Here is a 26681-nt window from a genome sequence, read left to right as displayed (position 1 = left end):
GGAATCGGGAATCGGGAGTCGGGAATCGTGGACGGTCAGCGCAACGGCGCGTCAGTCGGCAGCGAACCGACGGCTCTGCCGATTCCCCATTCCCCACTCCCCATTCCCGGCGCGCATGCGCGCCCTCCCCGCATCGCCCTGATCGCTGGCGAGGCCTCTGGCGACATCCTGGGCGCCGGGCTGATCGAGCAGCTGCGGCTGCGCTATCCGAATGCCGAATTCGTGGGCATCGGTGGCGATGCGATGCGTGGGGTCGGTTGCCAGACCTGGTTCGATGCCAGCGAGCTGGCGGTGATGGGCCTGACCGAGGTGCTGCGGCATTTGCCGCGCCTGCTCAAGCTGCGCAGCGCATTCCGCGAGCGGGTGCTGGCGTGGAAGCCGGACGTGTTCATTGGCATCGACGCGCCGGATTTCAATCTGCCGGTGGAACGCTGGCTCAAGCAGCGCGGGATCAAGACCGTGCACTACGTCAGCCCATCGGTGTGGGCGTGGCGCGAGAAACGTGCCGAAAAAATCGGGGTCAGCGCCGATCTGGTGCTGTGCCTGTTTCCGATGGAACCGCCGATCTATGCCAAGCATGGCGTGGACGCACGCTTTGTCGGCCATCCAATGGCCGACGATATCGCCTACCAGGCCGACCGCGCAGCGGCGCGCGCAACGCTGGGCCTGTCCGCCTCCAGCACCGTCCTGGCAGTGTTGCCGGGCAGCCGGCACGGCGAAATCAGCCGGCTCGGCGACACCTTTTTCCAGGCCGCCTGGCTGGTGTCCGAGCACCTGCCTAACCTGCACGTGCTGGTACCGGCCGCCAATCCGGGCTGCAAGCAACTGCTGGCCGAGCAGCTCTCACGCTCGTCGCTGCCAGTGATGCGCTCGCACCTGCTCGACGGCCAGGCGCGCACCGCCATGCTGGCCGCCGACGTGGTGCTGCTGGCCTCCGGCACCGCCACGCTGGAAGCCATGCTGGTCAAGCGCCCGATGGTGGTGGGCTACAAGGTCGCCCCGCTCACCTACCGCATCGTCAAGCTGCTGGGCCTGCTCAAGGTCAACCGCTACGCCCTGCCCAATATCCTGGCCAATGACGACCTGGCGCCGGAACTGATGCAGGACGACTGCACCCCCGAGCGACTGTGCGTGGCACTGCTGGACTGGTTCAAACACCCCGACAAGGTCGCCGCCCTGCAACCGCGCTATCTGGCCCTGCACGCGCAGTTGCGCCGTGATGCGTCGGCGCGGGCAGCGGATGCGGTGGCTGAGCTGCTGGAAGGCCGGGATTCGGGAGTAGGGATACGGGATTCGTCAGGAGCAACGGCATGACCGACCTCCGCCAGCCGCCCTTGTTTGGCCAATCCCGAATCCCGAATGCCGAATCCCGGATTCTAACCGCCGGCGTCGACGAAGCTGGCCGCGGCCCACTGGCCGGGCCGGTGGCCGTCGCGGCCGTGGTGTTCGATCCCGGCAAACCGCGCATCAATGGGCTGGACGATTCCAAGCAGCTCACGGCCGAGCGGCGCGAGCAGCTGTATGCGCGCATCGTCGATCGGGCGCTGGCGTGGTCGGTGGTGTTGATCGACAGCGAAGAGATCGACCGCATCAATATCTACCAGGCGACCATGCTCGGCATGCGGCGGGCGGTGGAAGGCGTGGCGCATGTGGCCGGGTTCGCGCGCATCGACGGCAACCGCGTGCCCAAGGGCCTGCCTTGCCCGGCCGAGGCATTGATCGGCGGCGACGCGCTGGACCGCGCCATCATGGCCGCCTCGATCGTGGCCAAGGTGACCCGCGACCGGCTGATGCACGAACTGCACACGCGGCACCCGGAATACCGCTTCGATCAACACAAGGGCTACAGCACGCCGGTGCATCTGGCCGCGTTGCAAACCCACGGGCCATGCCCGCAACACCGGCGCAGTTTTGCGCCGGTGCGCCTGGCGCTGGAAGGCCGTGAACCGGGCCCGGCGACCCATGCCCCGGAACAGCTGCAGGTCGGGCAACTGGTCGCGTCGTTGTAGGACACGCCAGGGTCGGCATCGGCCTGTCCGCTTGCGCGTCGGCGCCTGAACAACCGCACATTGCATGACGTGCGCGGTGGCTCCGGACACACATCATTCCACGCGTATCGGTCCTGCAGGCCTCCGATGCCTGTGCAGTGCCGGCGCAGCAACGAGTGCCCGCCTTTCCAGGTCCCCGGTCCCGGGTCCGGCCCCCTGCTGTCAAGCCTTGTTCGCCCCCGCCCCCGCCGGTACCCTGACCGCGCATTATTCCGGTCCCGCATGTCCACTTCCCGCTTCGTCCATCTGCACGTCCACACCGAGTTCTCGCTGGCGGATTCCACCATCCGTGTGCCCGAGAAACCGGATCAGGCTGACCCGAAAAAGGCCAAGCAGGCCAACCTGCTGAGCCGGGCAGTCGAACTCGACATGCCCGCGCTGGCAGTCACCGACCTCAACAACCTGTTCGCGCTGGTCAAGTTCTATAAGGCCGCCGAAGGGGTTGGCATCAAGCCGATCGCCGGCGCCGATGTGATGATCGCCACCCCGGACATGACGCCCTGGCGCATGACCCTGCTGTGCCGCGACCGCGACGGCTACCTGAGCCTGTCGCGGCTGCTCACCCGCGCCTGGATGGAAGGCCACCGCCCCGAAGGCGGCGTGGCGATCCATCCGGAATGGCTGCAGGCCGGGCACGCCAACCTGTTTGCGTTGGCCGGCCGCGACAGCCTGGCCGGGCGCCTGTTCAACGAAGGCCGCGCGGACCTTGCCGAGCAGCAGCTGGCCGACTGGCAGCGCGTGTTCGGCGATGGCCTGCACCTGGAACTCACCCGCACCGGGCGCGAGGGCGAGGAACGCTTCAACCAGTTCGCGCTGCACGCCGCCGGCGTGCGCGGGCTGCCGGTGGTGGCCAGCAACGACGTGCGTTTTTTGTACGCCAGTGACTTCAATGCGCACGAAGCGCGCGTGTGCATTTCCTCCGGCCGCGTGCTGGACGACCCCAAGCGCCCGCGCGAGTACAGCGACCAGCAGTACATGAAATCCGGCGAGGAGATGGCGGCGCTGTTCGCCGACATCCCCGACGCCATCGACAACACCCATGCGCTGGCGCAGCGCTGCAACATCGAGATGCGCCTGGGTACCTACTTCCTGCCCGCCTACCCGGTGCCGGAAGACGAGACCCTGGACAGCTGGATCCGCAGCCAGTCGCGACAGGGTCTGGCCGCACGCCTAGAAAAGAACCCGATCGCGCCGGGCAAGACCCGCCAGGACTATGTGGACCGGCTCGAATTCGAGCTGGACACCATCATCAAGATGGGCTTCCCCGGCTACTTCCTGATCGTGGCCGACTTCATCCAGTGGGGCAAGAACCAGGGCATCCCGATCGGCCCGGGGCGCGGTTCCGGTGCCGGTTCGCTGGTGGCCTGGGCGCTGCAGATCACCGACCTGGACCCGTTGCCGTACAACCTGCTGTTCGAGCGCTTCCTCAATCCAGAGCGCGTGTCGATGCCCGACTTCGACATCGACTTCTGCATGGACCGGCGCGACGAGGTCATCGACTACGTGGCGCGCAAGTACGGGCGCGAGCGGGTCAGCCAGATCATTACCTACGGCACCATGGCCGCCAAGGCCGTGGTACGCGATGCCGGGCGCGTGCTCGGCTTCTCGTATGGGCTGGTCGACAGCGTGGCCAAGCTGATCCCCAACATCCTGGGCATCACGCTCAAGGACGCGATGGGCGAAGGCAAGGACTCGGAGATGGCCTCGCCGGACCTGATCCAGCGCTACCAGGTCGAAGACGACGTGCGCGACCTGATGGATCTGGCGCGCCAGCTCGAAGACCTCACCCGCAACGCCGGCAAGCACGCCGGCGGCGTGGTGATCGCGCCCGATCCGCTCTCCGAGTTCTGCCCGCTGTTCGCCGAACACGACGAAGACGGCCGCGGCAAGAACCCGGTGACCCAGTTCGACAAGGACGACGTCGAAGCGGTGGGCCTGGTGAAGTTCGACTTCCTGGGCCTGCGCACGCTGACCATCATCGATTGGGCGGTCAAGGCGATCAACGTGCGCCATGCGCGCGCGGGCATCGACCCGGTCGACATCACCGCCATCCCGCTCGACGACGTGCCCACCTACAAGGGCGTGTTCGCCTCGGGCAATACCGGCGCGGTGTTCCAGTTCGAATCCTCGGGCATGCGCCGCCTGCTCAAGGACGCGCGCCCGGACCGCTTCGAAGACCTGATTGCGCTGGTGTCGCTGTACCGCCCCGGCCCGATGGACCTGATCCCGGACTTCAACGCGCGCAAGCACGGGCAGCAGGAAATCGTCTACCCCGATCCGCGCACCGAAGTCATCCTGAAAGACACCTACGGCATCATGGTGTACCAGGAGCAGGTGATGCAGATGGCGCAGATCGTCGGCGACTATTCGCTGGGCGGCGCCGACCTGCTGCGTCGCGCGATGGGCAAGAAGGTGCCGGCCGAAATGGCCAAGCACCGCGAAATCTTCCGCGAAGGCGCGGCCAAGGGCGGCGTGAGCGCGGCCAAGGCCGACGAAATCTTCGACCTGATGGAGAAGTTCGCCGGCTACGGCTTCAACAAGTCGCACGCAGCCGCCTACGCGTTGGTCAGCTACCAGACCGCCTGGCTAAAACGGCATTACCCGGCCGAATTCATGGCCGCCACGCTGTCCTCGGACATGGACAACACCGACAAGGTGGTGGGCTTCCTGGATGAGGTGCGCAACCTCGGCCTCACCGTCAAACCGCCGCGTGTCAACGAGTCGGCGTACATGTTCGAGGCGGCCAGCCCGGACACCATTCAATACGGCCTCGGCGCGATCAAGGGCGTCGGCCAGGGCGCCTGCGAGGCGATCGTCGAAGAACGCCAGCGCGGCGGCCCATATACCACGCTGCTGGATTTCTGCACGCGCGTGGGCACCGCAAAGCTCAATCGGCGCACGCTGGAAGCGATGATCAATGCCGGCGCGATGGATGGGCTGGGCAAGAACCGCGCCTCGCTGATGCTGCAATTGCCTGAAGTGATGAAGGCCACCGAGCAGATGGCGCGTGAGCGCGCCTCGGGCCAGAACTCGCTGTTCGGCGGGCCCGACCCGAGCGCCCCGGCAATGCGCCTGGACCTGCCCGAGAGCAAGGAATGGCCGCTGGGCCAGTTGCTCACCGGCGAGCGCGAAACGCTGGGGTTCTATCTCAGCGGCCACCCGTTCGATCCGCACCGCGAAGAAGTGCGCGAGCTGGTCGGCTGCGACCTGGGCGCGCTGGAAAAGATCCTGGCCTCGCAACAGCGTGGCGGCGGGGGCGGCGGCGATGGCGAAAAACGCGCCTGGCGCCCGGAGGTCAGCGCCATTCTTGCCGGCCAGGTGGTCGGCGTGCGGCGCAAGGGCGACAGCCAGGTGTTCGTGCAACTGGAAGACGGCCGCGGCCGGGTGGAATGCAGCGCGTTCTCCGATGCGATGGCCGAGTTCGGCCACCTGCTCACCCGCGACCGCATCCTGATCGTCAAGGGCGGTCTGCGCGAGGACGAATTCAACGGCGGCTACAGCCTGCGCATCCGCCAGTGCTGGGACTACGAGCAGATCTGCGCAGACCACGCCCAGCGCCTGTCGCTGCGCCTGGACCTGCGCGAAAAGCAGGCCTTCAAGCGCATCGACACGCTGCTGGCCAAGCACCGCCCCGGCAAGACCCCCCTGCGCCTGGACCTGCTGCTGCGCGCCCCCAGCGGCGGGGTGGCCGGCATGCTCGACCTCAACGGCACCCATTCGGTGCGCATCGACCAGCAGCTGATGGACAGCCTGCGTGCCGACCCTGCGGTGCGGACGGTGAAGATCAAGTACAGCCCGCCATGGGCGCAGTGAATCGGGAATCGGGAATGGGGAATCGCAACAGCGGGCGCCCCGGATACCTTGCTCTGATTCCCGATTCTCCATTCCCGATTCCGCTCCCAACGCCCCCGTACGGGCCAGCCACACCGCTTCAGCTACACTCCCCGCCTTACGTTGACGACGCCATTGCATGAATCCTAACTACCTCGACTTCGAGCAACCCATCGCCGATCTGGAAGCAAAGATCCAGGAACTGCGCAAGGCCAGTACCGGGCCTGCGGTCAACGTGGAGACCGAAGTGCGGGCGCTGCGCGACAAGCTGCGCGTGCGCACCGCGCAAATCTTCCGCGATCTGTCGGCCTGGCAGGTCTCGCAGCTGGCGCGCCACCCGCAGCGCCCGTACACGCTGGATTACATCAACACCATCTGCGACGAATTCCAGGAGCTGGCCGGCGACCGCGCCTATGCCGACGACAAGGCCATCGTCGGTGGCCTGGGCCGTATCGACGGCCGCCCGGTGGTGATCATCGGCCACCAGAAGGGCCGCGACACCAAGACCAAGGTGGCACGCAACTTCGGCATGCCGCGCCCGGAGGGCTACCGCAAGGCCTTGCGCCTGATGAAGCTGGCCGAGCGCTTCCGCCTGCCGCTGCTGACCTTCATCGATACCCCCGGCGCGTATCCGGGCATCGGTGCCGAGGAGCGCGGCCAGTCCGAGGCGATCGCGCGCAACCTGCTGGAAATGGCCGAGCTGAAAATCTCGGTGATCTGCACCGTCATCGGCGAAGGCGGCTCCGGCGGCGCGCTGGCGATCGGCGTGGGCGACCGCACCCTGATGCTGGAATACGGCACCTATTCGGTGATTTCGCCGGAAGGCTGCGCCTCGATCCTGTGGAAGGACGCGGCCAAGGCCAAGGATGCCGCCGAACAGCTCGGTCTGACCGCCAAGCGCCTGAAAGGCCTGGGCCTGGTCGACAAGGTGATCCGTGAACCCACCGGCGGCGCGCATCGCAATCCCGAACAGATGGGCAAGCGCCTGAAAGCGGTGCTGCTCAACGAGATGGACGCGCTGGAAAAGATCCCGGTGGAAACGCTGCTGCAGCAGCGCTACGAGCGCCTGCGCAGCTATGGTGCCTACGAAGGGCATTGATTCGCGCACGAAGGCCTGCCGCGCCCAGTGCGCGGCCATGGAAAGGACGCCACACCCGCATGTCTCCGCTCCTGCTGATCTCACTGCTGCTGCAAGCCGCCTGCTGCGTCCACGTCGTGCGCAGCGGGCGGCCCTTGTACTGGATCTTCCTGCTGCTGGCGTTTTCGTTGCTGGCGGTGCTGGTCTATGTGTGCGTGGCGGTCATCCCCGATCTGCGCAACGACCCCAATGCACGCCGTCGCCTCAAGCGCGTGCGCAGCACCCTGGACCCGCAACGCGAACAGCGCGATGCCTCACGCCGGCTGGATGTGGCCGACACGCCGGAAAATCGCCGCCAGCTCGCAGAGACCTTGCTGGCGCGCGGCGATTACGCCCAGGCCGCCGAGCATTACCAGGGCGCCTTGCGCGGGCTCTATCGCGATGACCCGCACCTGATGCTCGGCCTGGCCAAGGCACAGTTCGGGCTGGGCCAGCCGCAGCAGACGCGGCAGACCCTGGATGCCTTGATCGCGGCCAACCCCAGTTTCCGTTCGCATGACGGGCATCTGCTGTATGCACGCGCGGTCGAAGGCAGCGGCGATACCGAGGCTGCGCTGCACGAATACGACACGCTGGCCCAAGGCTATCCGGGCGAAGAAGCACGCGTGCGCTATGCACAACTGCTGCAGCGCATCGCACGCAATGACCAGGCCAGGGCGGCGTACGAGCAGGTGCTGCGTCACGCCGCCGCCTCGCCCAAGCATTACCAACGCGAGCAACGCGCCTGGGTCGACCTGGCGCGCAAGGGCCTGCGCGAGCTAGACACCGGCGCCTGAGAGCAGCCAACACGACGCCCGTGCAGCTGCAGGTCACGCACATCGCATCGCTCGGCAACCAATCGCTTGGCAACCTGATCAAGGCCATCACCATGCAAAGGAAGCCTGAAATCGAGGCAGGTCTGAGAGCCGAGATCGATCGTCTGCTGGAGCAATCGACACAGCGGTTTCGCAGCGGCGCGCTGGCCGAATCGCTCGCCCTGGGATTACAGGCGTGGGCGCTGATCCCCGAACCCAAGGCGAACTGGGATTATTACCCGCAAAGCCTGTCTGCAAGTTTTGTCAAGGATTACGCCGACCTGCACGATCAGGAAAACGTGCTTCGATGGATCCAGGTGATGGCACTGATGTACGACGACCCAGACCACACCGACCATCTCGTGCTGATGACCGAAGGCGAAGCGATGCTGCAGCTCGGGGATGAGGCACGCGCCTATGCTGCCTTCGGCAAAATTTACGCGCTATACGGCAAAAAGGGATTTGCCGGACACCAGAAACGGTATCTGGAGATGCTGCTCAAGCAACCCTCCTCAGGCGCATGAATTCATCGTCGCGCTCGCGCAGACCCTAAGATTCATCGGCCCTTTTGCCCGGTGCGCACATCTCCACGTCACTGGCCGTCCCTCCATGAACCACCGCAGGCATGCGCGGCGGGACACCGGAATGCCCCGTATTTTTTCGGCAGTAGCAGCCTTTGCACCGGTGCCGTCAGGCGTGCGCAGATGCGGTGGGCAATGCGCTCAGAACGGCTTGGCCAGCACCAACCAGATCACGCCGACCAGCAGGATCACCGGTGCTTCGTTGAACCAGCGCAATGCCCGACCGCTGGGCACTGCACGCCCCTGTTCGGCGCCTTTGACCCAGCGGCCGGACACGATGTAATGGGCAAGAATCAATGCCACGGCAAACAGCTTGGCGTGCAGCCAGCCGCCGGCGACCATCGTCGGGAAATCCGGGATGACCCGGTAGCCCTGCCAGAGCACCGCGCCCAGCAGCAGTGCCAGACCGAGCATGCTGTGGCCGAATGCATAGAGCCGCCGCCCCATCAACACCAGGCGCGCGCGCGCCGCGGTGTCGCTGTCGGCTTCGGCGATGTTGACCAGAATGCGCGGCAGGTAGAACACCGCGGCCATCCAGGCGATCACGAACAACAGGTGGAAGGTCTTGATCCACAAATACAGGGTCATGCGCTGGCTCCGCTGGCTCGCGTAGGATGGCCCGCATTTTCACCTATCCGCGCGCGCGAAAGCAGCCAAGCCCATGCAGCAGTCCGACCCCAAACAGTACGACGCCCACTATTTCCGCCGCTGGTATCGCGATGCCGGCCTGGCCGACCCCGCACGCCTGCGACGCAAGGTCGCACTCGCCGTGGCCCAGGCCGAGTACTATCTGGAACGGCCGATCCGCAGCGTGCTCGATGTCGGCTGCGGCGAAGCCGCGTGGCGCGCGCCGTTGTTGGCATTGCGGCCAAAGCTGAGTTATCTGGGTTTCGACAGCAGCGCCTATGCGGTGCAGCGCTATGGCCGCAGTCGCCAGATCCACCCTGCCCGCTTCGGCGATTTTGCCTGGCTGCGCCCGTGCGCGCCGGTGGATCTGCTGATCTGCTCGGACGTGCTGCATTACGTGCCCACACGCGAGTTCAACCAGGGCCTGCCGGGGTTGGCCGAGATGTGCGCGGGCGTGGCGTTTCTGGAAGCCTTCGCCGAAGAAGATGCGTTCGAGGGCGATCACGACGGCTTCCAGGCGCGACCGGCGCGCTGGTATCGGCGCCGCTTCGCCAGCGTGGGGTTTGCTGCACTCGGCTCGCATTGCTGGTTGTCGCCACAGTTGGCCGATGAGGCCTCTGCACTGGAACGCGGCTAAGCAAAACGTTGGCCGGTTGCGGCACGCGTGGCGAGTGGCTTCGCCGCGCCCCCTTACCGCAACCCTCTCCCGCAGGAGAGGGGCTTCAGTGCACGCAGCCTTCCTCGCAGGCTGAGCGGCTTGATTCCTTCCTGCCGGGATAAGGTGCCCCGCAGGGGCGGACGAGGTACGTGCGAAGCCTGGTGGAGATCGAGCGCTGAAGAAGTTTGAGTGCACTGGGCTGCGCTCCGACCTCACGTGTTCCTCTACAGGAGAGGGACTCGTCCAGCAGCCGCAGGGTTCTGCGCCGAACGCGCGCTTTCGGCGCGCGCAGCCGTCCGAAGCATCACCACTTGCGGCAACCAAACCGCGGCAAATCAACGCGCTCGCGCCTGCCCTCAATCTTATGGCAGCCTCAACCGTCCGCAGCCCCATTAAGGTGCAAATGCGCCAAAACCGGTATGCTGCGCGGCAGCAAAACCGCACGGATGGGTGGAATGCTTTATCAACTGCATGAGCTGACCCGCAATCTGCTAGCCCCCTGGGTACATCAGGCCCAGGCGAACGCCAAGATGTTTTCCGACCCGGACAGCCTGTGGGCCTCGCTCCCGGGTGCCGAGCGCATGGCCGCCAGCAACGAGCTGTTCCACCGCCTGGGCAAGGAATACGAAAAACCGGCCTGGGCGCTCGACGATGTCGAGGTCGATGGCCATTCGCTACCGATCATCGAACGCGAAGTATTGAGCAAGCCGTTCTGCCGGTTGCTGCGCTTCAAGCGTTTCAGCGACCACGTCGAGCTGATCGGCAAGATGAAGGAGCAGCCCGCCGTGTTGGTGGTGGCGCCGTTGTCCGGCCACCACGCCACGTTGCTGCGCGACACCGTGCGCACCCTGCTGCGCAACCACAAGGTCTATGTGACCGATTGGGTGGATGCGCGCATGGTGCCGCTGGACGCCGGCGCGTTCCGGCTCGAGGACTACATCACCTACATCCAGGAATTCATCCGCCATATCGGCGCCGAGCGCCTGCATGTGGTGAGCGTGTGCCAGCCTACCGTGCCGGTGCTGGCTGCAGTGTCGCTGATGGCAAGCAACGACGAGCCCACCCCGCGCTCGCTGGTGATGATGGGCGGGCCGATCGATGCGCGTCGCAGCCCCACCCAGGTCAACAACCTGGCCACGGAAAACGGCATCGAGTGGTTCCAGAACAACCTGATCCACACCGTGCCGTTCCCGTATCCGGGCCATGGCCGCCAGGTGTATCCGGGCTTCCTGCAACACGCCGGCTTCCTGTCGATGAACCCCAACCGGCACGTGATGTCGCACTGGGATTTCTACACCGATCTGGTCAAGGGCGATCTGCAGGATGCGCAGGCGCACCGGCAGTTCTACGACGAATACAACGCCGTGCTCGACATGCCGGCCGAGTATTACCTGGACACCATTCGCGTCGTGTTCCAGGAGTTCCTGCTGCCGCAAGGCAAGTGGAAGGTGGACGGCCAGTTGGTCAAGCCATCGGCGATCCGCAATACCGCGCTGCTGAGCATCGAAGGCGAGCTGGACGACATCGCCGGCCTCGGCCAGACCGAGGCGGTGCACGATCTGTGCACCGGCATCGATGCGGCGCATCGTCGCCATCTGGTTGTGGAAGGCGCCGGCCACTACGGCATCTTCAGCGGCCGTCGCTGGCGCGAGGTGGTGTACCCGCAAGTGCGCGAATTCATCGCCCGCTACGATGCCGACCCGGTCGGTAGCCGCGACCCGGCCACCGTGACCCCGATCCGCAAGCGCGGCAAGCGCGGCAAGCGCGCCTGATCCACACAACATCCCCGGCCATGCCGGGGATGTTCATTTCGATCTGCGTGCAACCGCTAGGCGACGCCGTGCCGGCGAGCAAGCACCACCATCGAACCTAAGCACGCTGACATCTCGACCGGGCGCATCACGCGGCCGCTTCTCCGCCCTTGACCAGCAGGTGCTTGGCGAACATGCCGTGCAACTTGCCGAACGCGCGCGCCAGATGCAGCGTGACGAACAACAACAGCACGCCCGCTGCGAACAACGGCAGCGTCAGCCAGGCGCTGGTGATGTCCACGCCATCCCAGGTCAGCACGGCGACGTTGTCGAACAGCACCGCGATCGGTGAAGCGGCCAGGCCCAACGACAGCGCCAGCAGCGTGCAAAACACGCTGAAATAGACAATGCCCAGCGGCAGCATCAGCAGGAAGTACAGCATCGTGCTCCAGGTCCGCGCATCGGTGAACATCGCGCCGATACGCTGCAGCCAACCGCCTTGCAGGCCCGGGTGTTGCGGGCGACGCGGCATGCGCACGCCGAGCAGCGTCTCGACCACGCGGCCTTCCACCAGCGCCAACACCCTCACCGAGCCGAAGAACAACACCAGCAGCGGCACGCCGATGATCAGGATCAGCATTCCCACCGAGAGGCTGGCGCCGGTCACGACCCAGGTGAAGTAGAACACCCCGGTGAGCAGCGACAGCAGCATGTAGAACAAGGCGCCATAGGTGCGGGGGTCGGCGGCCACACCGAAGAACGTGCCGATCCACGATGCCCGCCTCGGCGGCACCGGGGGACGCAGTGCGCGTGCCACGGTCACTTCGGTTTCGCGGTAGATCTCTGCCACTTCCTCCGGCGCGCCGTAGCTGCTGGCCACGCCGGCAATGACCTCGGCCTCGCTCTTGCCCTTCTGTTCTGCCAGTTCCGAACGCAGATACTCTTCGGCGTCGTAAAGCGCGTCCTGGATCATTGCCGGATCCGCACCGGACAGCGCCTGGCGCAGCTGCAGCAGATAATCGCCAATGGTGGTCGGCAACGGGTGTGCCTGTGCAACTGTCTTCATGAGTGGGTCCCCTCCAGCACTGAATCAACGGAATCTCGGGTGGCACGCCAGGCGGCGGTCCAGTCGCGCAGGCAGTCACGCCCGCTGTCGGTGATGCGGTAATACCGCCGCGGCGGCCCGGAGGCCGAGGGCTCGACATGGCTGTGCAGCAACCCGGCCCCTTCCAGATTGCGCAGCACCGGGTACAGGGCGCTCTGCTTGCCGCTGAGCACGCCCTCCAGACGCTCGAGTCGCTTGGCGATGAGGTAGCCGTACAGCGGTGTATCGGCCTGCGCCAGGACGGCCAGCAAGGCCAATGAGACAGTGCCCGCACTCAGTTCCTTCTGAAATTTGCGTAGGTGGATATCCGGATCGCTCATCGGCCATCTCCGCTAGGTTGAAGGTGATGCTATGTAGAACCTAGCTATAGTGAATGTGCCGGTAGTTATGTGCTGGGATTGGGGATTCGGCATTGGGGATTGGTCAAAACAAAAAAGCCGTGGCCCCCAGCTTGTTTGAGCGACTGTCGTCATCGCAGCGAGCCCCATCGCAGCAAGCCCCATCGCAGCAGCGCCGCCGTTGCGAATCCGCAATACCGACTCCCAATCCCCGCCCCACTAGCGCCCGCCTGCGCAAACCCAGTGCGTTCATGAGCTTAGAACCTTTGGGTTACTGCCTTTCTGGCACGGCTTTACTACAGTCGGTGTCCCCCCTGCCGATACCTTTCGCCTAGGGGTTTTCACTTTCGACGGGGAATACGATGCAAACGACACGCTTGGCGCAGGCGGCCATGGCTGATACTTCCTTTGGCGCCACACGGCGCCTATGCCTTGCGATCGGGTTGGCGCTGCCGGGCCTTGGCCTAGCGCAGGTGCAGCCGGCGCCGACCAATGCCGAGCAGGCCGTTGCCGAGCCGGCGAAAGCGCCGGTCACCGCCGCTCCGGCCACCGCCAAGGGCTATCCGCTCGAAGCGCAGGGTTGGGGTGCCAAGCAAGGCGGCAACATGTGGCAGGTGCGCTGGGCCGAAGACTGGTCGTATCTGAAGGATCCTTCCAAGCGCAAGAGTCCGTTCGATCCGCTCAAGTACATCCCGCTCAACGACGACGGCGATGTGTATGTGTCGCTCAGCAACGAGTTGCGCGTGCGCAGCAATACCATCACCAATCCGGGCCTGATTCCCGGCAGCCATTCGCAGCAGCAGTATCTACTGCGCGCCTTCTTCGGCGCCGACTTCCATGTGGGCGAGCACTTCCGCCTGTACACGGAATTGGCGCATGGCAGCCTGGACGGGCGCAACGAAGGCACCAAGACCGGCACCCAGGAAAACAACGCGATCCTGCAGCAGGTGTTCTTCGACGTGAAAGGCCGTATCGGCAGCGCCGACACCGGCCTGCGCGTCGGCCGCCAGGTGTTCGTCGATGGCCCGACCACGCTGATGGCGCTGCGCGACAACACCGATATCTTCGTGACCTTCAACGGCGCACGCGCTTGGGCAATCGGCGACAGGACGCGTGTTGACCTGTTCGATTTCAATTTCAACATCGATGGCACCGAAGGCCTCGGCGATGATCGCATCGACCGCTCGCGGCACTTTCGCGGTGTGGTCGGTGGCTACCGCCTGGCGACTGCCAAGCCGATGTACCTGGAGCCGTTCTTCTATCAGTTCCGCAACGACAACCAGGTGTGGGGCCGCCAGACCGCGGAAGAGAACCGCAATTACTACGGCCTGCGCCTATGGGGCAATGTGGGCAAGCTGCGCACCGATTCGTTCGTGACCGTGCAGCGCGGCAGCTTCGGCGGACGCGACCTGCGCGCCTACATGGCCAGTACGTCCAACGCCTGGTCGCTGAGCGAAACCGGCTGGAAGCCGCGCCTGGGCTTCCATAGCGAAATCGCCTCCGGTGGCGGCGGCACCTCCGGCACCGGCACGCTGCGCAACAACAACTTCTTGTACGGCAACACGATCTACTTCAGCTGGGCCACGTTCTTCGGGCCGGTGAACCTGGTCACTGCCGCACCGACGTTGACGTTCTCCCCGACCTCCAAGCTCACCGTGAACCTGGAATGGGAAACGCTGTGGCGCCAGACCACCAGCGATGCGATCTACAACAACCAGGCACGCGCCTACGCACGCACCCAGAACACCGGCGAGCGCCGCATCGGCACCATGCCGCGCATCAACGCCACCTGGAATATCGACCCGAACTGGTCGGTGACCTTCCGCGCCGAACACCTGATGGCCGGGCCCGCGCTGGAGAAGGCAGGTTACGGCGATTCGACCTTCGTGATGGGCTGGTTGAACTTCCGCTTCTGACACAGCGGTTGGGTGCGTCATGCATCCCCAACCTGCAGTGGCATCATCACATGCCGCGTCCCGCAAGGACGCGGCATGTTGTTTTTTGGCGTGCGGGCCATGCCGATGCCAGCGAACAAGGGCGCATGCGCCCGGCAGCGGGAAACAACCATGCACTGCTCGCCGCTTTGACGGCTGTCCGTCGGTGGCGGCAGGCAGCCGCTGCGGATACACGCATTGCGCATGCAGGCGCAGACCGCGTGCGCCGGCGCTGCGACCTGTGCCTGGCAGTGCAGAAAGCGTCTTGTCTATCGAGCCGATGAGGCTGCCTGGGTGGCCGCGATCGCGCTGGCCGGCAACGGCCAGCGATCGTTCCCTGCCACGCCCTCCGTTCGTGCGTATTGCCGAAGCGTCAGGCTCTTGCCGTCGTTTCCGGCGCCTAGCGGGCGCACCTGTCCACGCAACGCAGGCGGTAGCGCGGCGATCCGCTGCGGCAGCGGCGTTGTCTGCGCAGGATGGTCGCGCAACCACTGCAGTGCCGACAGCGCGCGCAATGCAGCGGCGGTGTCCTGCATCTTGTGCTGATAGTTGAGGTAGTCCGGATGCGACACGCTTGCCAGCAAACACCCGGTGGCATTGGCGACGCAGGCCACCGATGCGGTCTGGGGCAACGGGATCAGCGTTTGCGGAACCGGCTGATCCTGTGCCAGCAAGGTCCGCACCGGCGCGCTGCAGGCCCAGGTAAAGGTGGGCGCCAGCAAGGCCTGGGTGCGTTGGGAGTCCAGCAACCGTAACGGGAACCGGTCTTGCCAGGACGATTGGCCGCCTTGCGTCAACGCATCCTCCTGCAGCAGCGCAAACACCATCCGCGATTCGCCGTGCAACGCGTGACACAGCGCGATCTCATCCACCGGCAGCGGCGCAAAGGCAGCGGCGCATTGCGCGGGCAGCGGATGCTGCGCCGGCAATTCGGCCAGCATGTCGGCAAACAGGTGCGCATTGCCGCGCAACATCGCCGCGCCGATCATCGTGATTGCCAGATTGTCGCTACTGCGCATCAGCACACGGGCCACCTGTGCATCGGTGCAGACATCGGACAAGGCCTGGGTGGTGCGCCCCTGGACAAAGTCCAAGGCGCTGGCCGTCATCGACAACGTCATGCGCGGCAGTTCGGGCAACGGCGTACCGACACGTGGACGAAACGGGCTACGGTAGTCGGCGTGTTGCTCCAACGCGCGCATCCGCGCGAGCATCGGTGCCTGTGCGGCCAGCGCCGCGGCATAGGCCTGCGGTTGTTCGCGCACGCGCTGCAAGCATCCGCCAGCGCTAGCCATGCACAGCGCAGGCGCGCCGGACGGCCAGCCTGGCAAGCGCCGATAGCCTGCAGCGGCGCTTTGAAATGCCGCCTGCTCCGGCAGCCGATTGAATCGCGCGACGTCCTGGGCCAGCACTGTCTCGCGCTGCGCCTCCGGAATCGCGTACGACAGCGACCACAGCGCCCCGAACATGTTGCTCCCGCGCAACGGCGGCAGCGGCTGGCGCAGCTGCGCCAACGCCTGACGCTGCGATTCGGGAATCGGCCAATGCCTGGAGACCGTATACAGCGCCAGCACTGCTGCGATCAGGATGCAGACACCGAGCAAGGCGGCTTTGAGAAATTTGGCGAACACGTACGAAAGATCCATCCCTGGGAGCTGCGCATCTTAGTGCCATCGGCGCAGGCCTGCGACGGGCACAGACGCACTGCGTTCTTTCGGGCCGCAGACCATCGGCAGCCGTGTGTCTGGCGACCTGCGCAACAGTGGGCAACGACACGGCGTGCTGGAACCACACCGCGCTGGCGATGGGCGATGGTGCCAGTCAGTCGTCGAAGATCCGGGCGCTGGCAGACGCCGCCCCCTCGTCCGCCACTGCGCGGCATGTTTTCCCAACGACGAAGGCTGCACCGATTGCCCGTTGCGGCTGGGCGACGGGTGCCGCCACGTCTGTGCCGATGTGGGTACCGGAATCATGGGATTGCGCCGGCTTGGGGCACGCGAAACACTTTTGCCAATGGCGAATGCCTGCTGCCAAACCCCGGCCCCAGCCCCACCGAGCGTGGTCGAATGCCTACACTATGTCGATGTCCGAATCCCCCACTCCCCACGTCCGCCCCTCCCTGCAACGGGTCTTTCTGACCGGGTTGCTCACCTTGCTGCCGGTCTGGTTGACCTGGGTGGTGGTGAAGTTCGTCTTCTCGCTGCTTTCGGGCATCAGCAGCCCGTGGGTGGTGCCGTTGTCCGAACGCATCGCTGCCTCGTTTCCCGATTATCTGGGCTGGTTCAAGGCGCTGTGGGTGCAAAACACCATCGCCCTGATCGCCACCGTGGCAGTCATCCTGTTCGTCGGGATCCTGAGCCGGCGCGTGATCGGCCAGCGCTTGCTGCGCTGGTTCGAGGCCATCATGCGGCGCATTCCGCTGGCCAGCGTGGTCTACGACAGCGCACGCAAGTTGCTGGACATCTTGCAGACCCAGCCCGGCAGCACCCAGCGCGTGGTGCTGATCGATTTCCCACATCGCGACATGAAGTCGGTGGGCCTGGTCACCCGCGTGATCAAGGAACAGGGCACCGGCCGCGAGCTGGCCGCAGTCTACGTGCCCACCACGCCCAATCCCACCTCCGGCTACCTGGAAATCGTGCCGGTGGAGCTGCTCACGCCCACCGACTGGAGCGTGGATCAGGCGATGAGCTTCATCATTTCCGGTGGCGCGGTGGCGCCGGAATCGGTTCCCTTCACCCGGACTGCGGATCGCTGACACCATGCCCCATGTGCGCACCCTCGACGATCGTGCGGTACGCCTGTTCATCGCGCTGGCGGCCTTCTTTTGCGTCAATGCCGCGTTGGCCGAGTTCATCGGCGTCAAGATCTTCGCGCTGGAAGACACGCTCGGCATTGCGCCGTTGAACTGGAATCTGTTCGGCCAGCGCGGCTCGCTCAGCTTCACCGCCGGCACCTTGCTGTGGCCGATCGTGTTCATCATGACCGACACCATCAACGAGTTCTTCGGCAGCCGCGGGGTGCGTTTCATCTCGTGGGTGGCGGTGGCGCTGATCGGCTACGGCTTCGTGTTCGCATTCGCGGCCATCGCGCTGGCGCCGGCTGGCTGGTGGGTCACGGCGGCGCAGAGCCAGGGGGTGCCCGATTACCAGGCCGCATTCGCGGCAGTGTTCGGGCAAGGGCTGTGGACCATCGGCGGCTCGCTGGTGGCCTTCCTGTTCAGCCAGTTGATCGATGTCTCGGTATTTCACCGCATCCGCCGCGTCACCGGCGAAAAACACGTGTGGCTGCGCGCCACCGGCTCCACTGCGGTCTCGCAGGTGGTGGACAGCTTCGTGGTGATCTACATCGCCTTCGTGCTCGGCCCGCAGCATTGGTCGATCGACCAGTTCCTGGCGGTAAGCACGCTCAACTACATCTACAAGATGGGCTTTGCGGTGTTGCTGATCCCGCTGCTGTATCTGGCACGCCGCGGCATCACGGCGTACCTGGGCGCCGAGCGCGCCGAGCAGCTGCGCGAAGAAGCCGCTGCCGACTGAGCCGGGCTTCCCTCCCGGCCAGGTCATCGCGCCGCAATGGCTGCGGTGGCAGCACCTGGTCGACAGTGGTCCTGATCGCGGTGCCCCGCGCCCGCCTACCAAGCGCTGTGGCTGCACGCCGCCTCGCTGGGCATGTCGCAGCGCACCACATCGCGCGGGCGCAGCACCGTGCCCATGCGCCGCATGAATTGCCGATAGGCGGTATGCCCCCAATGGGTGGCCGTAACCGTGCGGATCGGGCAAGCTCCCCGCTCGCTTGTTTCCGGAGCCGGTAATGCCCCTCAGCTTTTCCCGCCTGCTGTCCCTGGCCATGGCCGCCCTCGTGAGCCTGTCGCTGGCGGCGCCGGCCGATGCGGCCAAGAAGAAGACCGCCAAGGCACAGACCACGCAAACGCGCGCGAAGGCGAGCAAAGGCAAGAAGACCGCCAAGCCAGCAGCCAAAAACACCAGGGGCAAGGGCAGCAAGGCCGCCACGGTCAGGCCACGCGCGGTTGCAGCGCCAGTGGTGCTGACCAAGGCGCAGCAGCTCAACCTGCTGTACGACCAGTACTGGGACGCCTCGCTCAAGCTCAACCCGCTGCAGGCCACCTTCCAGGGCGAGAGCCGCTATAACGACCAGTTGCCGAACTTCCTGTCGCCGGCGTTCCGCCAGCAGTCGCACGACTTCACCGTGCTGTGGTTGGGCAAGGCCGAAGCGCTTGGCCCCGACGGCCTGAGCGGCCAGGACCTGCTCAGTTACCAGATCTTCGTGCGCGATGCGCGCAGCGCGCTGGCCGCCGAGCAGTTTCCCAGCTGGATGCTGCCGATCAACCAGTTCTACAACATCGCCAGCATCGCGGTGGTGCTGGGCTCGGGCACCGGCGCGCAGCCGTTCAAGACGGTCAAGGATTACGACAACTGGTCGCGGCGTGCGCTCGGTATTCCCGACCTGTTCGAGCAAGCCATCGCCAACATGCGGGCCGGCATGCAGGCCGGCGTGGTGCAGCCCAAGGTGCTGATGCAGAAGGTGCTGCCGCAGCTGGACGCGATCATCGCGCGCAATGCCGAAGACAGCCTGTTCTGGGGGCCGGTGCGCAACCTGCCGGCCGACATGCCCGAGGCCGACAAGCAGCGCATCACTGCCGAGTACAAGCGCATGATCGAAGTGCGCATCATGCCGGCCTACCGCGCGTTGCGTGGCTTCATCGCCACCGAATACCTGCCCGCCTGCCGCGACAGCGATGGTCTGGCCGCCTTGCCGAACGGCGCGGCGTGGTACGCCTACGACGTACGCCAGAGCACCACCACGGACCTGACCCCGGAACAGGTGCATCAGATCGGCCTGGATGAGGTCGCTCGCCTGCAGGGCGAAATCCAGACATTGGCCAAACAGGTCAAGTTCCGCGGCAACCTGCCCAAGTTCTACAAGTTCATGCAGACCGACCGGCGCTTCGGCTTCCGCAGCGACACCGAGTTGCTGGGTACCTATCGGAGCCTGCAGGGCCGCGTGCAGCTGGCGGTGCCGCGGCTGTTCAACACCCAGGGCATGCCGGCGCTGGAAGTCCGTGCAGTGGAACCGCAGCGTGCGCAATCGGCCGCCAGCGGCTCGTACATGCGCCCCAGCGGCAACGGCAGCACGCCGGGCATCTTCTACGTCAACACCTCGGACCTGCCTTCGCGCAAGACCTGGGAGGCCGAGAGCCTGTACCTGCACGAGGCGGTGCCCGGCCACCACTACCAGCTGGGCTTGCAGCAGCAGCTGACCGACCTGCCCAAGTTCCGCCGCCTGGGCGGCGAGACGGCCTACATCGAAGGCTGGGGCCTGTATGCCGAATCGCTTGGCCGCGAGCTGGGGCTGTATGACGACCCGTACAACTACTACGGCTATCTGCAGAACGCGTTGTGGCGCTCGATTCGCCTGGTCACCGATACCGGCCTGCACAGCAAGGGCTGGACGCGGAGCCAGGCCATCGACTACATGGTGGACAACTCCGCCATGAGCCGCGCCGATGCCGAAGCCGAGGTGGACCGCTACATGGCCATTCCCGGTCAGGCGCTGGCGTACAAGGTGGGCGAGATGAAGATTGCGCAATTGCGCGAGCAAGCGCAGCGCGAGCTGGGCCCACGCTTCGATGTGCGCGCCTTCCACACCGAAGTGCTCAAGGACGGCTCGGTGCCGCTGGATATCCTGCAGGACAAGATCCAGCGCTGGATCGCCACCCAGAAGGGGTGACGCGCGGTTGCGGTGGTTGGACGCTGCTGACCCCGTCACGGCAGGTTGGCCTCTGGTGAGCGCGCGTTCGTAAGTCGGGTCAGCCCCGCGCACGCGCCGCCGCCAGCGCGGCGATATCGCGCGGTGCGGTGCGACAGCAGCCACCGATCAAGCGCGCGCCAGCCGCCAGCCAGTGCGCATGCTGGTCGGCCAACGTGAGCGCAGCCGCGTGACCGGCATGCCAGCGCTTGTCGCTGGCGTCGTAGCGTTCGCCCGAGTTGGGATATACCACCAGCGGCAGCGCAGTCAGCGCCGCAAGGCTGTGCAATGCAGCAGTCGCCTGATCCAGCGCAATGCAATTGATGCCCACCGCGATCACCTGCGCGCAGGCATCCAGCGCCGGCACCACCTGCGCCAGCGGCGTGCCATCGCTCAGATGCGCCGCATCGCGCAAGGTGAAGGAAAACCAGGCATGCAGCTGCGGAAATTCGTGTTGCAGCAACTGCCGCAGCGCCACGATTTCGCTGGCCGATGGCAGCGTCTCGCAAGCCAGCAGATCCACGCCAGCCTCCGCCAGCGCCGCGATGCGCGGACGATGGAAATCCATCAGGTGTTCGATCGGCAGGACGTAGTCGCCCCGATATTCCGAGCCATCGGCCAGATAGGCGCCATACGGCCCCACCGAGCCGGCCACCCACAACGGCGCAGCGTCCGGCTGCAGTTGCAAGTGATCGGCGCGTGCCTGCGCGGCCAGGTGCACGCTGCGCGCGATCAGCGCCTGCGATTGCGCCAGATCCAGCCCACGCGCGGCAAATCCCAGCGGCGTGGTCTGATAACTGGCGGTGATCGCGCATTGCGCACCGGCAGCGAAGTAGTCGCGATGCACTTGATAGATCAGCTCCGGCTGCTCCATCAGCACGCGCGCCGACCACAGCGCATCGTTGAGATCGCAGCCGCGCTGTTCCAGCTCGGTGGCCAGCGCGCCATCCAGCACCACATATCCGTCGTGCTGCAAGACCTGGCTGAAAGGCGCATTGGCGCGCGGCTGGCGTGGAAGAATCGTCATGCGTGCAGTCTCCGGGCGGCAAGCCATTGGGTCAGTGCGTAGGCGCCATAGCACAGCGCGACGAACGGGATCCCGCACCACAGCGCAATGCGCTGCTGCGGATCGAATGCCAGCCCGATGCAGGCGAGCAGACACAGCAAAAAGCCCAGGATTGGGGTCCACGGATACCACGGCGCACGATACGCCAGCGTTTCCAGCGCAACGCCATCGCGCAGCAGTTGGCGACGGAAACAGTAATGCGCCGCGCAGATGCTCAGCCATACCACCACCACCGCAAACCCCGAGACCGCCGAGATCGCAACGAACACGGTGTCGGCCGCATACACGCCGGTGAGCAGTGCCAGCAAGCCGCCCAGCATGCTCAGCGACACGGCGCGCAATGGAATGCCGCGGCCGGTCAAGCGCGCCAGGCCGCTCGGCAACGTGCCTGCATCGGCCAATGACCACAGCATGCGCGCGGCTGCATACAGGCCGGAATTGGCCGCCGACAGGATCGCGGTGAGGATCACCGCGTTCAAGATGTCGGCCGCATATGGAATGCCAAACAACTCGAAGGCGCGCACGAACGGGCTGGTGTCCACGGCCGCTTGTTTGGCGGGAAGCAACGCCGCCAGCACCAGCACCGTGCCGACGAACAGCACCACCAGCCGCACCAGCGTGGTGCGGATTGCCAGCGGAATCGCGCGTGCAGGCTGGGCGGTTTCGCCGGCCGCCACGCCGATCAACTCGGTGCCGGAAAATGCGAAATTCACCGCCACCATCGTCATCAAGATCGGCAGCGTGCCATGCGCAAACCAGCCCTCGGCGCGCAGATGGCGCAGCCCGGGTGCGGGCGAACCATCGGCCAACGGCAACAGACCGATCACCGCCGCGCCGCCCAGCACGATGAACACCACGATGGTGATCACCTTGATCAACGAAAACCAGAACTCGCCTTCGGCAAACCAGCGCGCCGACACCGTGTTCAGGCCAAAGATCAGCGCGCAGAACAGCAGGCACCACGGCCACGCCGGGCTGTGCGGAAACCAGTACTGCATGCAGAAGGCTGCGGCAGTCAGGCTCGAGCCCAATGCCACCGTCCAGGTCAACCAGTACAACCATGCCACCACATAGCCAGTCGCCGGGCCGAGGTAACGCGCGGCATACACGTGAAACGCACCGGTCTGCGGCATCGCCACCGCCAGTTCGCCCAGGCATTGCATCACCAGGTACACCACCAGTGCGCCGATCAGATACGCCAATACCGTGCCCAGCGCGCCGGTACTGGCAATGATGTACCCGGTGTTGAAGAACAGGCCGGTGCCGATCACCCCGCCCAGCGACAGCATCACCAGATGGCGCACCTGCATGCTGCGCTGGAACTGCGGGGCGGTGCTCGGTGGCGATTCGGGCATGGGTTTATCTGATCGGGGGAGCCTGCATCCTGCCACGCGCACGCAGACGGGCACAGCCGTGTGCGGGCCAGCCGTGGGCCAGGGCCCGCCTCTGACTGGCGGGCGGTGATGCTGCCGACCGGTTCGTTCGTGGTGCCGGTCAGGGATCGAGCCGGCAATAGGCGCCCGGTGTGTAGCCGAAGCTCTCGCTCATCGCCTGGCGGAACTCGGCGAACGTGAAGTCGGTCGCCACCCGCATCAACACGCCGGCATAGGCACCGCCGGTTTTGCCGTTGCTGCCGGTGCCCCACTGCACCTGCCAGGTCGCGTAGGCATTACCGTCGTGGGCCTGCGCGCGCTGCAGGTCCACGCGCAGCCCTTTGACCAGTTCCATGCCCGAAATCACGCCTTCGCTGTTGGCGTAGTTGGCGGGCACGTGGATCACCGTACGGTCGTTGACCTCGCTGCGGCGGATGCCGAGATGGTTGGCGATCTTCGCCGCCAGGTAGTCGTCGAGCACATGCTTGCGGATCGCGTTGCTGGCACTGCTGAACGTGCCGGTGCGGTTGTTGGTGTAGGTCGTCATGGAGAAAGTCCTCTGGTGTTGGGTGGATGACCGGATGGGCGACGGTGCCGGGCCGGTCAGAGCTGGTGCAGGCGTTCGATGAACCGCGTGCGGTCCTCGATGCGCTGGTCGGTGGCGATCAGCGGCCTGCCCTGCCAGGTCGCCTTGCACACGCGGGCGAGGGTTGCCTCGGCATCGGCGATATCGCCGGCAGTCATCAAGTCCTCGATCGCGGTCAACTGCGCATAGCGGATCAGCACCCGGTCGCGAGCGAGGTAGACCACCTGGCTGGACGCGGCTGTGGTCACTTGCGCCAGCGCGGTCTCGAGCTGCTCCACTAACGCGGGCAGCTGGCCCGATGTCAGCGATTCGATGCGATTGCTGTTGCAGATGCTCGACCAGCCGGCAAACATGCCGTCCTCGGTGAGCAAGGGAGCAAATTGCGGCAGCCAGGCCAGCGAAAAGCAGCTATCGACGATCAGCGCCGGCGTGCGGATGCCGATGGTGACCAGATCCTCGATGAAGCTCGTGACCTTTTCGATACCTGTGCAGTCGTTTAACTTGGTCGGTGCTCCTTGGTTGTCGACATCGCCGTGGCCGCCGCCGATCCACAGCGTGTCGTAATGCAATTGCGGCGTGCCCCGCCCGGTGCGCGGCAAGGCCGCGACGATCGCGTCGCGATCGGGCAGCGTGCCGGCCGGGTGCCGGATCACATGCACGCCCTGAGGGATGGATTTGAGATACTCCGGTTGAAACGCAAGAATGGACATGGGCAGGCTCGGTTGGCATGGAAGGACGATGCCGCGGCGGCGTCATGCAAACGCGCACCGGTACGACATCGGTGTCCAGCATCGGTTGCGTCGACAGTGCAACCCATCGGCAAACCCCTGAGATCGGCCTGCCACGCGGAGGATGTCGGCGGACAGCGCTGCGCTGCCCTTCCGCACCTGCGTCCAGGAATCGCGCATGCGGCACTTCAGGTCCGTGCAGTGGCCGTTGGCAAATCAGCCGTGCTGTCCTCGATGTGCACGCACAGGGCGCCGCGTTACCCGCAGTGCATCGCTCCCGCCCGATGTCGATCGGCCATCCTGCGACCGTGCGCAAACGGGCACAGCCGTGCGCGCGCCGTGAACCGGGGCCTGCGGCTGACGAGCGGGCGGTTATGCTGCCGACTGGTTTCTGCCGGCCCTACGACATGCCGCACCATCGCCTTCCAGCTTCGCAACCATCCGCGCACGGCCTGCTCGCTGTGGACTTGCCCACAATCCTGCCGATGCCACGGCAGCCTGCGTGCGATGACGCTGCTGCGTTCCGCATCGCGAGCAGGCGCCTTGCCTTTACGTGCGACGCGCCGTCGAGCGTGCCGGCACCGCGCGGCTGGTCGACGGCACTTCATCGGAGCCCCGCATGATGCTCGCCGGCATTCACCACGTAGCCATCATCGCTGGCGACTACGCGGTCTCCAAACGGTTCTATTGCGACATTTTGGGCCTGCGTGTGCTCGACGAGCATTACCGACAAGCGCGCGACTCGTGGAAGCTGGATCTGGCGCTGCCCGACGGCGGGCAGATCGAGCTGTTCTCGTTCCCCAACGCGCCACTGCGGCCCAGCCGCCCCGAAGCGCGCGGCTTGCGCCACCTGGCCTTTCGTGTCGACGACCTGGACGCGGCGGTTGCGCATCTCAACGCCCACGGCGTGGCGACCGAAGACATCCGCATCGACGAATACACCGGCCGCCGCTTTACTTTCTTCGCAGACCCGGACGAGCTGCCGCTGGAGCTGTACGAGATCGGCTAGCGCCTGTGCCTGCCGCAACTGCAGTGCAGTGAGGCACGCGTGCCCGTCGCATCACGCGCCGAACTTCGCCTCGTGAAGGTGTCGACCATGTGACTCAAGCGCAGGGGCGCGCGGCCGTTATCGAGACGCTGGCGGCATGTCGCCGCAGCGTCGTCGCAGGCATGGATGCGGCACAGACCAACAGACGCCATGCCGGACCTGACGCATGTTTCATTTCATCCTGCGCATCGTTGTCGCCGTCGCGATCGTGCTTGCCGGCTGCGGCTTTCTTTTCCCCAAGCGCTATGTCGCGCCAAAACCCGGCGAGCCGTTCGCCACCCTGACGCTGGCCAAGCCCACCAGGCCCGCCCCGATCCCGATCGAGCCGGTCCAATACTTCGATGTCTTCGACGATGCCAGCTGCGCAAAGGGTGGCCATGGCGGATTTCTGGGCACACTGACGCCGCCCGTCAACGGCGTACTTGGGAAGTTGAGCAACAATCAGTCTCGCGAGGCGTATTCGGTTGTCCCCGACAGACCGCTGTTCTTACGCGCACGCATGGTGCAAACGCTCGACTCGCGTCGTCGGAGTCTGACCACAAGCAATTGCACCAACCTGCTGGCATTCACGCCCGCGCCTGGCGAGCACTATGTCGCCAGCCAGCTCTACGATGACCAACGTTGTCTGCTCACCGTCATCGACGTCAAGACCGGCGCTGCCCCGGCGGATCTGGAAGTTGTTCCGATTTCAGGCGAGTGCCATGCCGACTAGACGCATTTTCTTCACGGCCTTGGTCGCGCTTCTGGCCGGCTGCGGAATGACACGCAGCGCGACGATTTCCTTGTCGACCTTCGATGCGCCACGCGATGGGCCGCGTGCGCGTGTCCGCCTGGTCACCGAGCGACCCGCACCTGTGCTTTATCCAAACCGCACGTGCGTCGGCGGAACGCTACGTGGCGCCGGCATTGCGCCAGGCTCGCGGCCCGGTCCGTTCGGCACCGGCGCAGGGCAGAAGATCGGGATACCTGCCGTTGCCGTCAGCGGAGGACGCTACGTGACCGAAACGCAGGTCAAGGCAGGCGAGCCGATCACCCTGTCCCTGTCGGCAGGCGGCTGCATGGACAACCGCTGCGTGATGAACGCACCGCTGTGCACCGTAAGCCGCAGCTTTGTCCCTGAGACCGGCCAGGATTATGTCGCCACCATCCTGTCGCATGGGCAGGAGTGCGAGGTGGAAATGTTCCGCATCGTCACCCAGCAGGGACGAACACGCCTCATGGCCGAGCAGACGATGGCGGCATCGCACTGCCCCGTTTCAAACTGAACGCCCTGACTTTCCCGCACCATACCCCGCGGTATACATTC

General features: G+C 65.5%; 23 protein-coding genes. 15 read left to right on the top strand and 8 right to left on the bottom strand.

Annotated elements, in window-relative coordinates:
* Positions 1–27 precede the first annotated feature (27 nt).
* From lpxB to ACCQ00_RS07290, 6 genes are all read left to right on the top strand, one after another.
* Positions 28–1314: a lipid-A-disaccharide synthase gene (lpxB, locus tag ACCQ00_RS07315; protein ID WP_039575410.1), complete on the top strand. Its 1287-nt coding sequence runs from the start codon at positions 28–30 to the stop codon at positions 1312–1314.
* Entirely contained in the window at positions 1311–2009 is a 699-nt protein-coding gene (rnhB, locus tag ACCQ00_RS07310) for a ribonuclease HII (protein WP_039575414.1), read from the top strand. The genes lpxB and rnhB overlap by 4 nt, the downstream gene beginning before the upstream one ends.
* Positions 2010–2270: 261 nt before the next feature.
* The gene (dnaE, locus tag ACCQ00_RS07305) at positions 2271–5861 is read left to right on the top strand and encodes a DNA polymerase III subunit alpha (RefSeq protein ID WP_039574748.1); all 3591 of its coding nucleotides are present in this window, start codon (positions 2271–2273) and stop codon (positions 5859–5861) included.
* 157 nt (positions 5862–6018) lie between these two features.
* Complete coding sequence (locus tag ACCQ00_RS07300) at positions 6019–6978, top strand: acetyl-CoA carboxylase carboxyltransferase subunit alpha (protein WP_039574751.1); 960 nt, start codon at positions 6019–6021, stop codon at positions 6976–6978.
* A 59-nt stretch (positions 6979–7037) separates the two neighbouring features.
* Positions 7038–7793: a tetratricopeptide repeat protein gene (locus ACCQ00_RS07295; RefSeq protein ID WP_039574753.1), complete on the top strand. Its 756-nt coding sequence runs from the start codon at positions 7038–7040 to the stop codon at positions 7791–7793.
* A 20-nt stretch (positions 7794–7813) separates the two neighbouring features.
* A complete protein-coding gene (locus ACCQ00_RS07290) occupies positions 7814–8335 on the top strand; it encodes a hypothetical protein (protein ID WP_017155680.1) in 522 nt (173 codons plus the stop codon).
* A 198-nt stretch (positions 8336–8533) separates the two neighbouring features.
* Here ACCQ00_RS07290 and ACCQ00_RS07285 read toward each other — a convergent pair whose 3' ends face one another.
* The gene (locus tag ACCQ00_RS07285; RefSeq protein ID WP_039574755.1) at positions 8534–8980 is read right to left on the bottom strand and encodes a HemJ family protein; all 447 of its coding nucleotides are present in this window, start codon (positions 8978–8980) and stop codon (positions 8534–8536) included.
* A gap of 73 nt (positions 8981–9053) precedes the next feature.
* On the opposite strand from ACCQ00_RS07285, the gene ACCQ00_RS07280 reads away from it, so the two are divergent.
* Both ACCQ00_RS07280 and ACCQ00_RS07275 read left to right on the top strand, forming a co-directional pair.
* On the top strand, positions 9054–9656 hold the full coding sequence (locus tag ACCQ00_RS07280) for a methyltransferase (protein ID WP_039574757.1): 603 nt from the start codon (positions 9054–9056) through the stop codon (positions 9654–9656).
* Between the two features lie 440 nt (positions 9657–10096).
* On the top strand, positions 10097–11449 hold the full coding sequence (locus ACCQ00_RS07275; protein WP_162292275.1) for a polyhydroxyalkanoate depolymerase: 1353 nt from the start codon (positions 10097–10099) through the stop codon (positions 11447–11449).
* Between the two features lie 127 nt (positions 11450–11576).
* Here the strand turns inward: ACCQ00_RS07275 and ACCQ00_RS07270 are convergent, their stop codons facing one another.
* Together ACCQ00_RS07270 and ACCQ00_RS07265 are read right to left on the bottom strand one after the other, a co-directional pair.
* The gene (locus tag ACCQ00_RS07270; protein WP_039583831.1) at positions 11577–12494 is read right to left on the bottom strand and encodes a sensor domain-containing protein; all 918 of its coding nucleotides are present in this window, start codon (positions 12492–12494) and stop codon (positions 11577–11579) included.
* Positions 12491–12853: a PadR family transcriptional regulator gene (locus tag ACCQ00_RS07265; protein ID WP_017155675.1), complete on the bottom strand. Its 363-nt coding sequence runs from the start codon at positions 12851–12853 to the stop codon at positions 12491–12493. Before ACCQ00_RS07265 ends, ACCQ00_RS07270 begins: the two co-directional genes overlap by 4 nt.
* Positions 12854–13233: 380 nt before the next feature.
* On the opposite strand from ACCQ00_RS07265, the gene ACCQ00_RS07260 reads away from it, so the two are divergent.
* Positions 13234–14787 (top strand): alginate export family protein, encoded by a 1554-nt coding sequence (locus tag ACCQ00_RS07260; RefSeq protein ID WP_017155674.1) that lies wholly within the window; start codon positions 13234–13236, stop codon positions 14785–14787.
* A 287-nt stretch (positions 14788–15074) separates the two neighbouring features.
* Here ACCQ00_RS07260 and ACCQ00_RS07255 read toward each other — a convergent pair whose 3' ends face one another.
* Positions 15075–16451 carry a hypothetical protein gene (locus tag ACCQ00_RS07255; RefSeq protein WP_039574761.1) on the bottom strand — a complete coding sequence of 459 codons (1377 nt, stop codon included), beginning with the start codon at positions 16449–16451 and terminating at the stop codon, positions 15075–15077.
* A gap of 437 nt (positions 16452–16888) precedes the next feature.
* Between ACCQ00_RS07255 and ACCQ00_RS07250 the strand changes: the two genes are divergently transcribed.
* The 3 genes from ACCQ00_RS07250 (at position 16889) to ACCQ00_RS07240 (ending at position 20556) form a co-directional block, all read left to right on the top strand.
* The gene (locus tag ACCQ00_RS07250; protein WP_011050890.1) at positions 16889–17563 is read left to right on the top strand and encodes a DUF502 domain-containing protein; all 675 of its coding nucleotides are present in this window, start codon (positions 16889–16891) and stop codon (positions 17561–17563) included.
* Positions 17564–17567: 4 nt separating this feature from the next.
* Positions 17568–18344, top strand: a complete 777-nt coding sequence (locus tag ACCQ00_RS07245; protein WP_039574763.1) for a queuosine precursor transporter — start codon at positions 17568–17570, stop codon at positions 18342–18344.
* 274 nt (positions 18345–18618) lie between these two features.
* Positions 18619–20556 carry a DUF885 domain-containing protein gene (locus tag ACCQ00_RS07240; RefSeq protein ID WP_039583833.1) on the top strand — a complete coding sequence of 646 codons (1938 nt, stop codon included), beginning with the start codon at positions 18619–18621 and terminating at the stop codon, positions 20554–20556.
* 79 nt (positions 20557–20635) lie between these two features.
* Here the strand turns inward: ACCQ00_RS07240 and mmuM are convergent, their stop codons facing one another.
* The 4 genes from mmuM to ACCQ00_RS07220 all read right to left on the bottom strand — a co-directional run bounded on the left by mmuM (position 20636) and on the right by ACCQ00_RS07220 (position 24198).
* Positions 20636–21601 carry a homocysteine S-methyltransferase gene (gene mmuM / locus ACCQ00_RS07235; RefSeq protein WP_039574767.1) on the bottom strand — a complete coding sequence of 322 codons (966 nt, stop codon included), beginning with the start codon at positions 21599–21601 and terminating at the stop codon, positions 20636–20638.
* Positions 21598–22995: an S-methylmethionine permease gene (gene mmuP, locus ACCQ00_RS07230; protein WP_039574769.1), complete on the bottom strand. Its 1398-nt coding sequence runs from the start codon at positions 22993–22995 to the stop codon at positions 21598–21600. The genes mmuM and mmuP overlap by 4 nt, the downstream gene beginning before the upstream one ends.
* A gap of 139 nt (positions 22996–23134) precedes the next feature.
* Positions 23135–23560 (bottom strand): hypothetical protein, encoded by a 426-nt coding sequence (locus ACCQ00_RS07225; protein ID WP_039574771.1) that lies wholly within the window; start codon positions 23558–23560, stop codon positions 23135–23137.
* Between the two features lie 56 nt (positions 23561–23616).
* On the bottom strand, positions 23617–24198 hold the full coding sequence (locus ACCQ00_RS07220; protein WP_180301557.1) for a hypothetical protein: 582 nt from the start codon (positions 24196–24198) through the stop codon (positions 23617–23619).
* A gap of 748 nt (positions 24199–24946) precedes the next feature.
* Here ACCQ00_RS07220 and gloA2 point away from each other — a divergent pair.
* The 3 genes from gloA2 (at position 24947) to ACCQ00_RS07205 (ending at position 26640) form a co-directional block, all read left to right on the top strand.
* A complete protein-coding gene (gene gloA2, locus ACCQ00_RS07215) occupies positions 24947–25336 on the top strand; it encodes an SMU1112c/YaeR family gloxylase I-like metalloprotein (protein ID WP_017159538.1) in 390 nt (129 codons plus the stop codon).
* A gap of 205 nt (positions 25337–25541) precedes the next feature.
* Positions 25542–26087: a hypothetical protein gene (locus ACCQ00_RS07210; RefSeq protein WP_017155664.1), complete on the top strand. Its 546-nt coding sequence runs from the start codon at positions 25542–25544 to the stop codon at positions 26085–26087.
* The gene (locus ACCQ00_RS07205; RefSeq protein ID WP_039574775.1) at positions 26077–26640 is read left to right on the top strand and encodes a hypothetical protein; all 564 of its coding nucleotides are present in this window, start codon (positions 26077–26079) and stop codon (positions 26638–26640) included. Before ACCQ00_RS07210 ends, ACCQ00_RS07205 begins: the two co-directional genes overlap by 11 nt.
* Positions 26641–26681 lie beyond the last annotated feature (41 nt).

This window comes from Xanthomonas sp. NCPPB 3761 (assembly GCF_041475705.2).
In the GTDB taxonomy this organism is placed as follows: domain Bacteria; phylum Pseudomonadota; class Gammaproteobacteria; order Xanthomonadales; family Xanthomonadaceae; genus Xanthomonas; species Xanthomonas phaseoli.
Note: the sequence above shows the minus strand (reverse complement) of the source record. Positions and strands in the feature narration are given on the sequence as shown.

What these genes read in the sequence shown, in the direction of transcription:
- rnhB (WP_039575414.1), top strand. Translation starts at nt 1,311, where the DNA reads ATGACCGACCTCCGCCAGCCGCCCTTGTTTGGCCAATCCCGAATCCCG.
- dnaE (WP_039574748.1), top strand. Translation starts at nt 2,271, where the DNA reads ATGTCCACTTCCCGCTTCGTCCATCTGCACGTCCACACCGAGTTCTCG.
- ACCQ00_RS07300 (WP_039574751.1), top strand. Translation starts at nt 6,019, where the DNA reads ATGAATCCTAACTACCTCGACTTCGAGCAACCCATCGCCGATCTGGAA.
- ACCQ00_RS07295 (WP_039574753.1), top strand. Translation starts at nt 7,038, where the DNA reads ATGTCTCCGCTCCTGCTGATCTCACTGCTGCTGCAAGCCGCCTGCTGC.
- ACCQ00_RS07285 (WP_039574755.1), bottom strand. Translation starts at nt 8,980, where the DNA reads ATGACCCTGTATTTGTGGATCAAGACCTTCCACCTGTTGTTCGTGATC.
- ACCQ00_RS07280 (WP_039574757.1), top strand. Translation starts at nt 9,054, where the DNA reads ATGCAGCAGTCCGACCCCAAACAGTACGACGCCCACTATTTCCGCCGC.
- ACCQ00_RS07275 (WP_162292275.1), top strand. Translation starts at nt 10,097, where the DNA reads ATGCTGCGCGGCAGCAAAACCGCACGGATGGGTGGAATGCTTTATCAA.
- ACCQ00_RS07270 (WP_039583831.1), bottom strand. Translation starts at nt 12,494, where the DNA reads ATGAAGACAGTTGCACAGGCACACCCGTTGCCGACCACCATTGGCGAT.
- ACCQ00_RS07265 (WP_017155675.1), bottom strand. Translation starts at nt 12,853, where the DNA reads ATGAGCGATCCGGATATCCACCTACGCAAATTTCAGAAGGAACTGAGT.
- ACCQ00_RS07260 (WP_017155674.1), top strand. Translation starts at nt 13,234, where the DNA reads ATGCAAACGACACGCTTGGCGCAGGCGGCCATGGCTGATACTTCCTTT.
- ACCQ00_RS07255 (WP_039574761.1), bottom strand. Translation starts at nt 16,451, where the DNA reads ATGGATCTTTCGTACGTGTTCGCCAAATTTCTCAAAGCCGCCTTGCTC.
- ACCQ00_RS07250 (WP_011050890.1), top strand. Translation starts at nt 16,889, where the DNA reads ATGTCCGAATCCCCCACTCCCCACGTCCGCCCCTCCCTGCAACGGGTC.
- ACCQ00_RS07245 (WP_039574763.1), top strand. Translation starts at nt 17,568, where the DNA reads ATGCCCCATGTGCGCACCCTCGACGATCGTGCGGTACGCCTGTTCATC.
- ACCQ00_RS07240 (WP_039583833.1), top strand. Translation starts at nt 18,619, where the DNA reads ATGCCCCTCAGCTTTTCCCGCCTGCTGTCCCTGGCCATGGCCGCCCTC.
- mmuM (WP_039574767.1), bottom strand. Translation starts at nt 21,601, where the DNA reads ATGACGATTCTTCCACGCCAGCCGCGCGCCAATGCGCCTTTCAGCCAG.
- mmuP (WP_039574769.1), bottom strand. Translation starts at nt 22,995, where the DNA reads ATGCCCGAATCGCCACCGAGCACCGCCCCGCAGTTCCAGCGCAGCATG.
- ACCQ00_RS07225 (WP_039574771.1), bottom strand. Translation starts at nt 23,560, where the DNA reads ATGACGACCTACACCAACAACCGCACCGGCACGTTCAGCAGTGCCAGC.
- gloA2 (WP_017159538.1), top strand. Translation starts at nt 24,947, where the DNA reads ATGATGCTCGCCGGCATTCACCACGTAGCCATCATCGCTGGCGACTAC.
- ACCQ00_RS07210 (WP_017155664.1), top strand. Translation starts at nt 25,542, where the DNA reads ATGTTTCATTTCATCCTGCGCATCGTTGTCGCCGTCGCGATCGTGCTT.
- ACCQ00_RS07205 (WP_039574775.1), top strand. Translation starts at nt 26,077, where the DNA reads ATGCCGACTAGACGCATTTTCTTCACGGCCTTGGTCGCGCTTCTGGCC.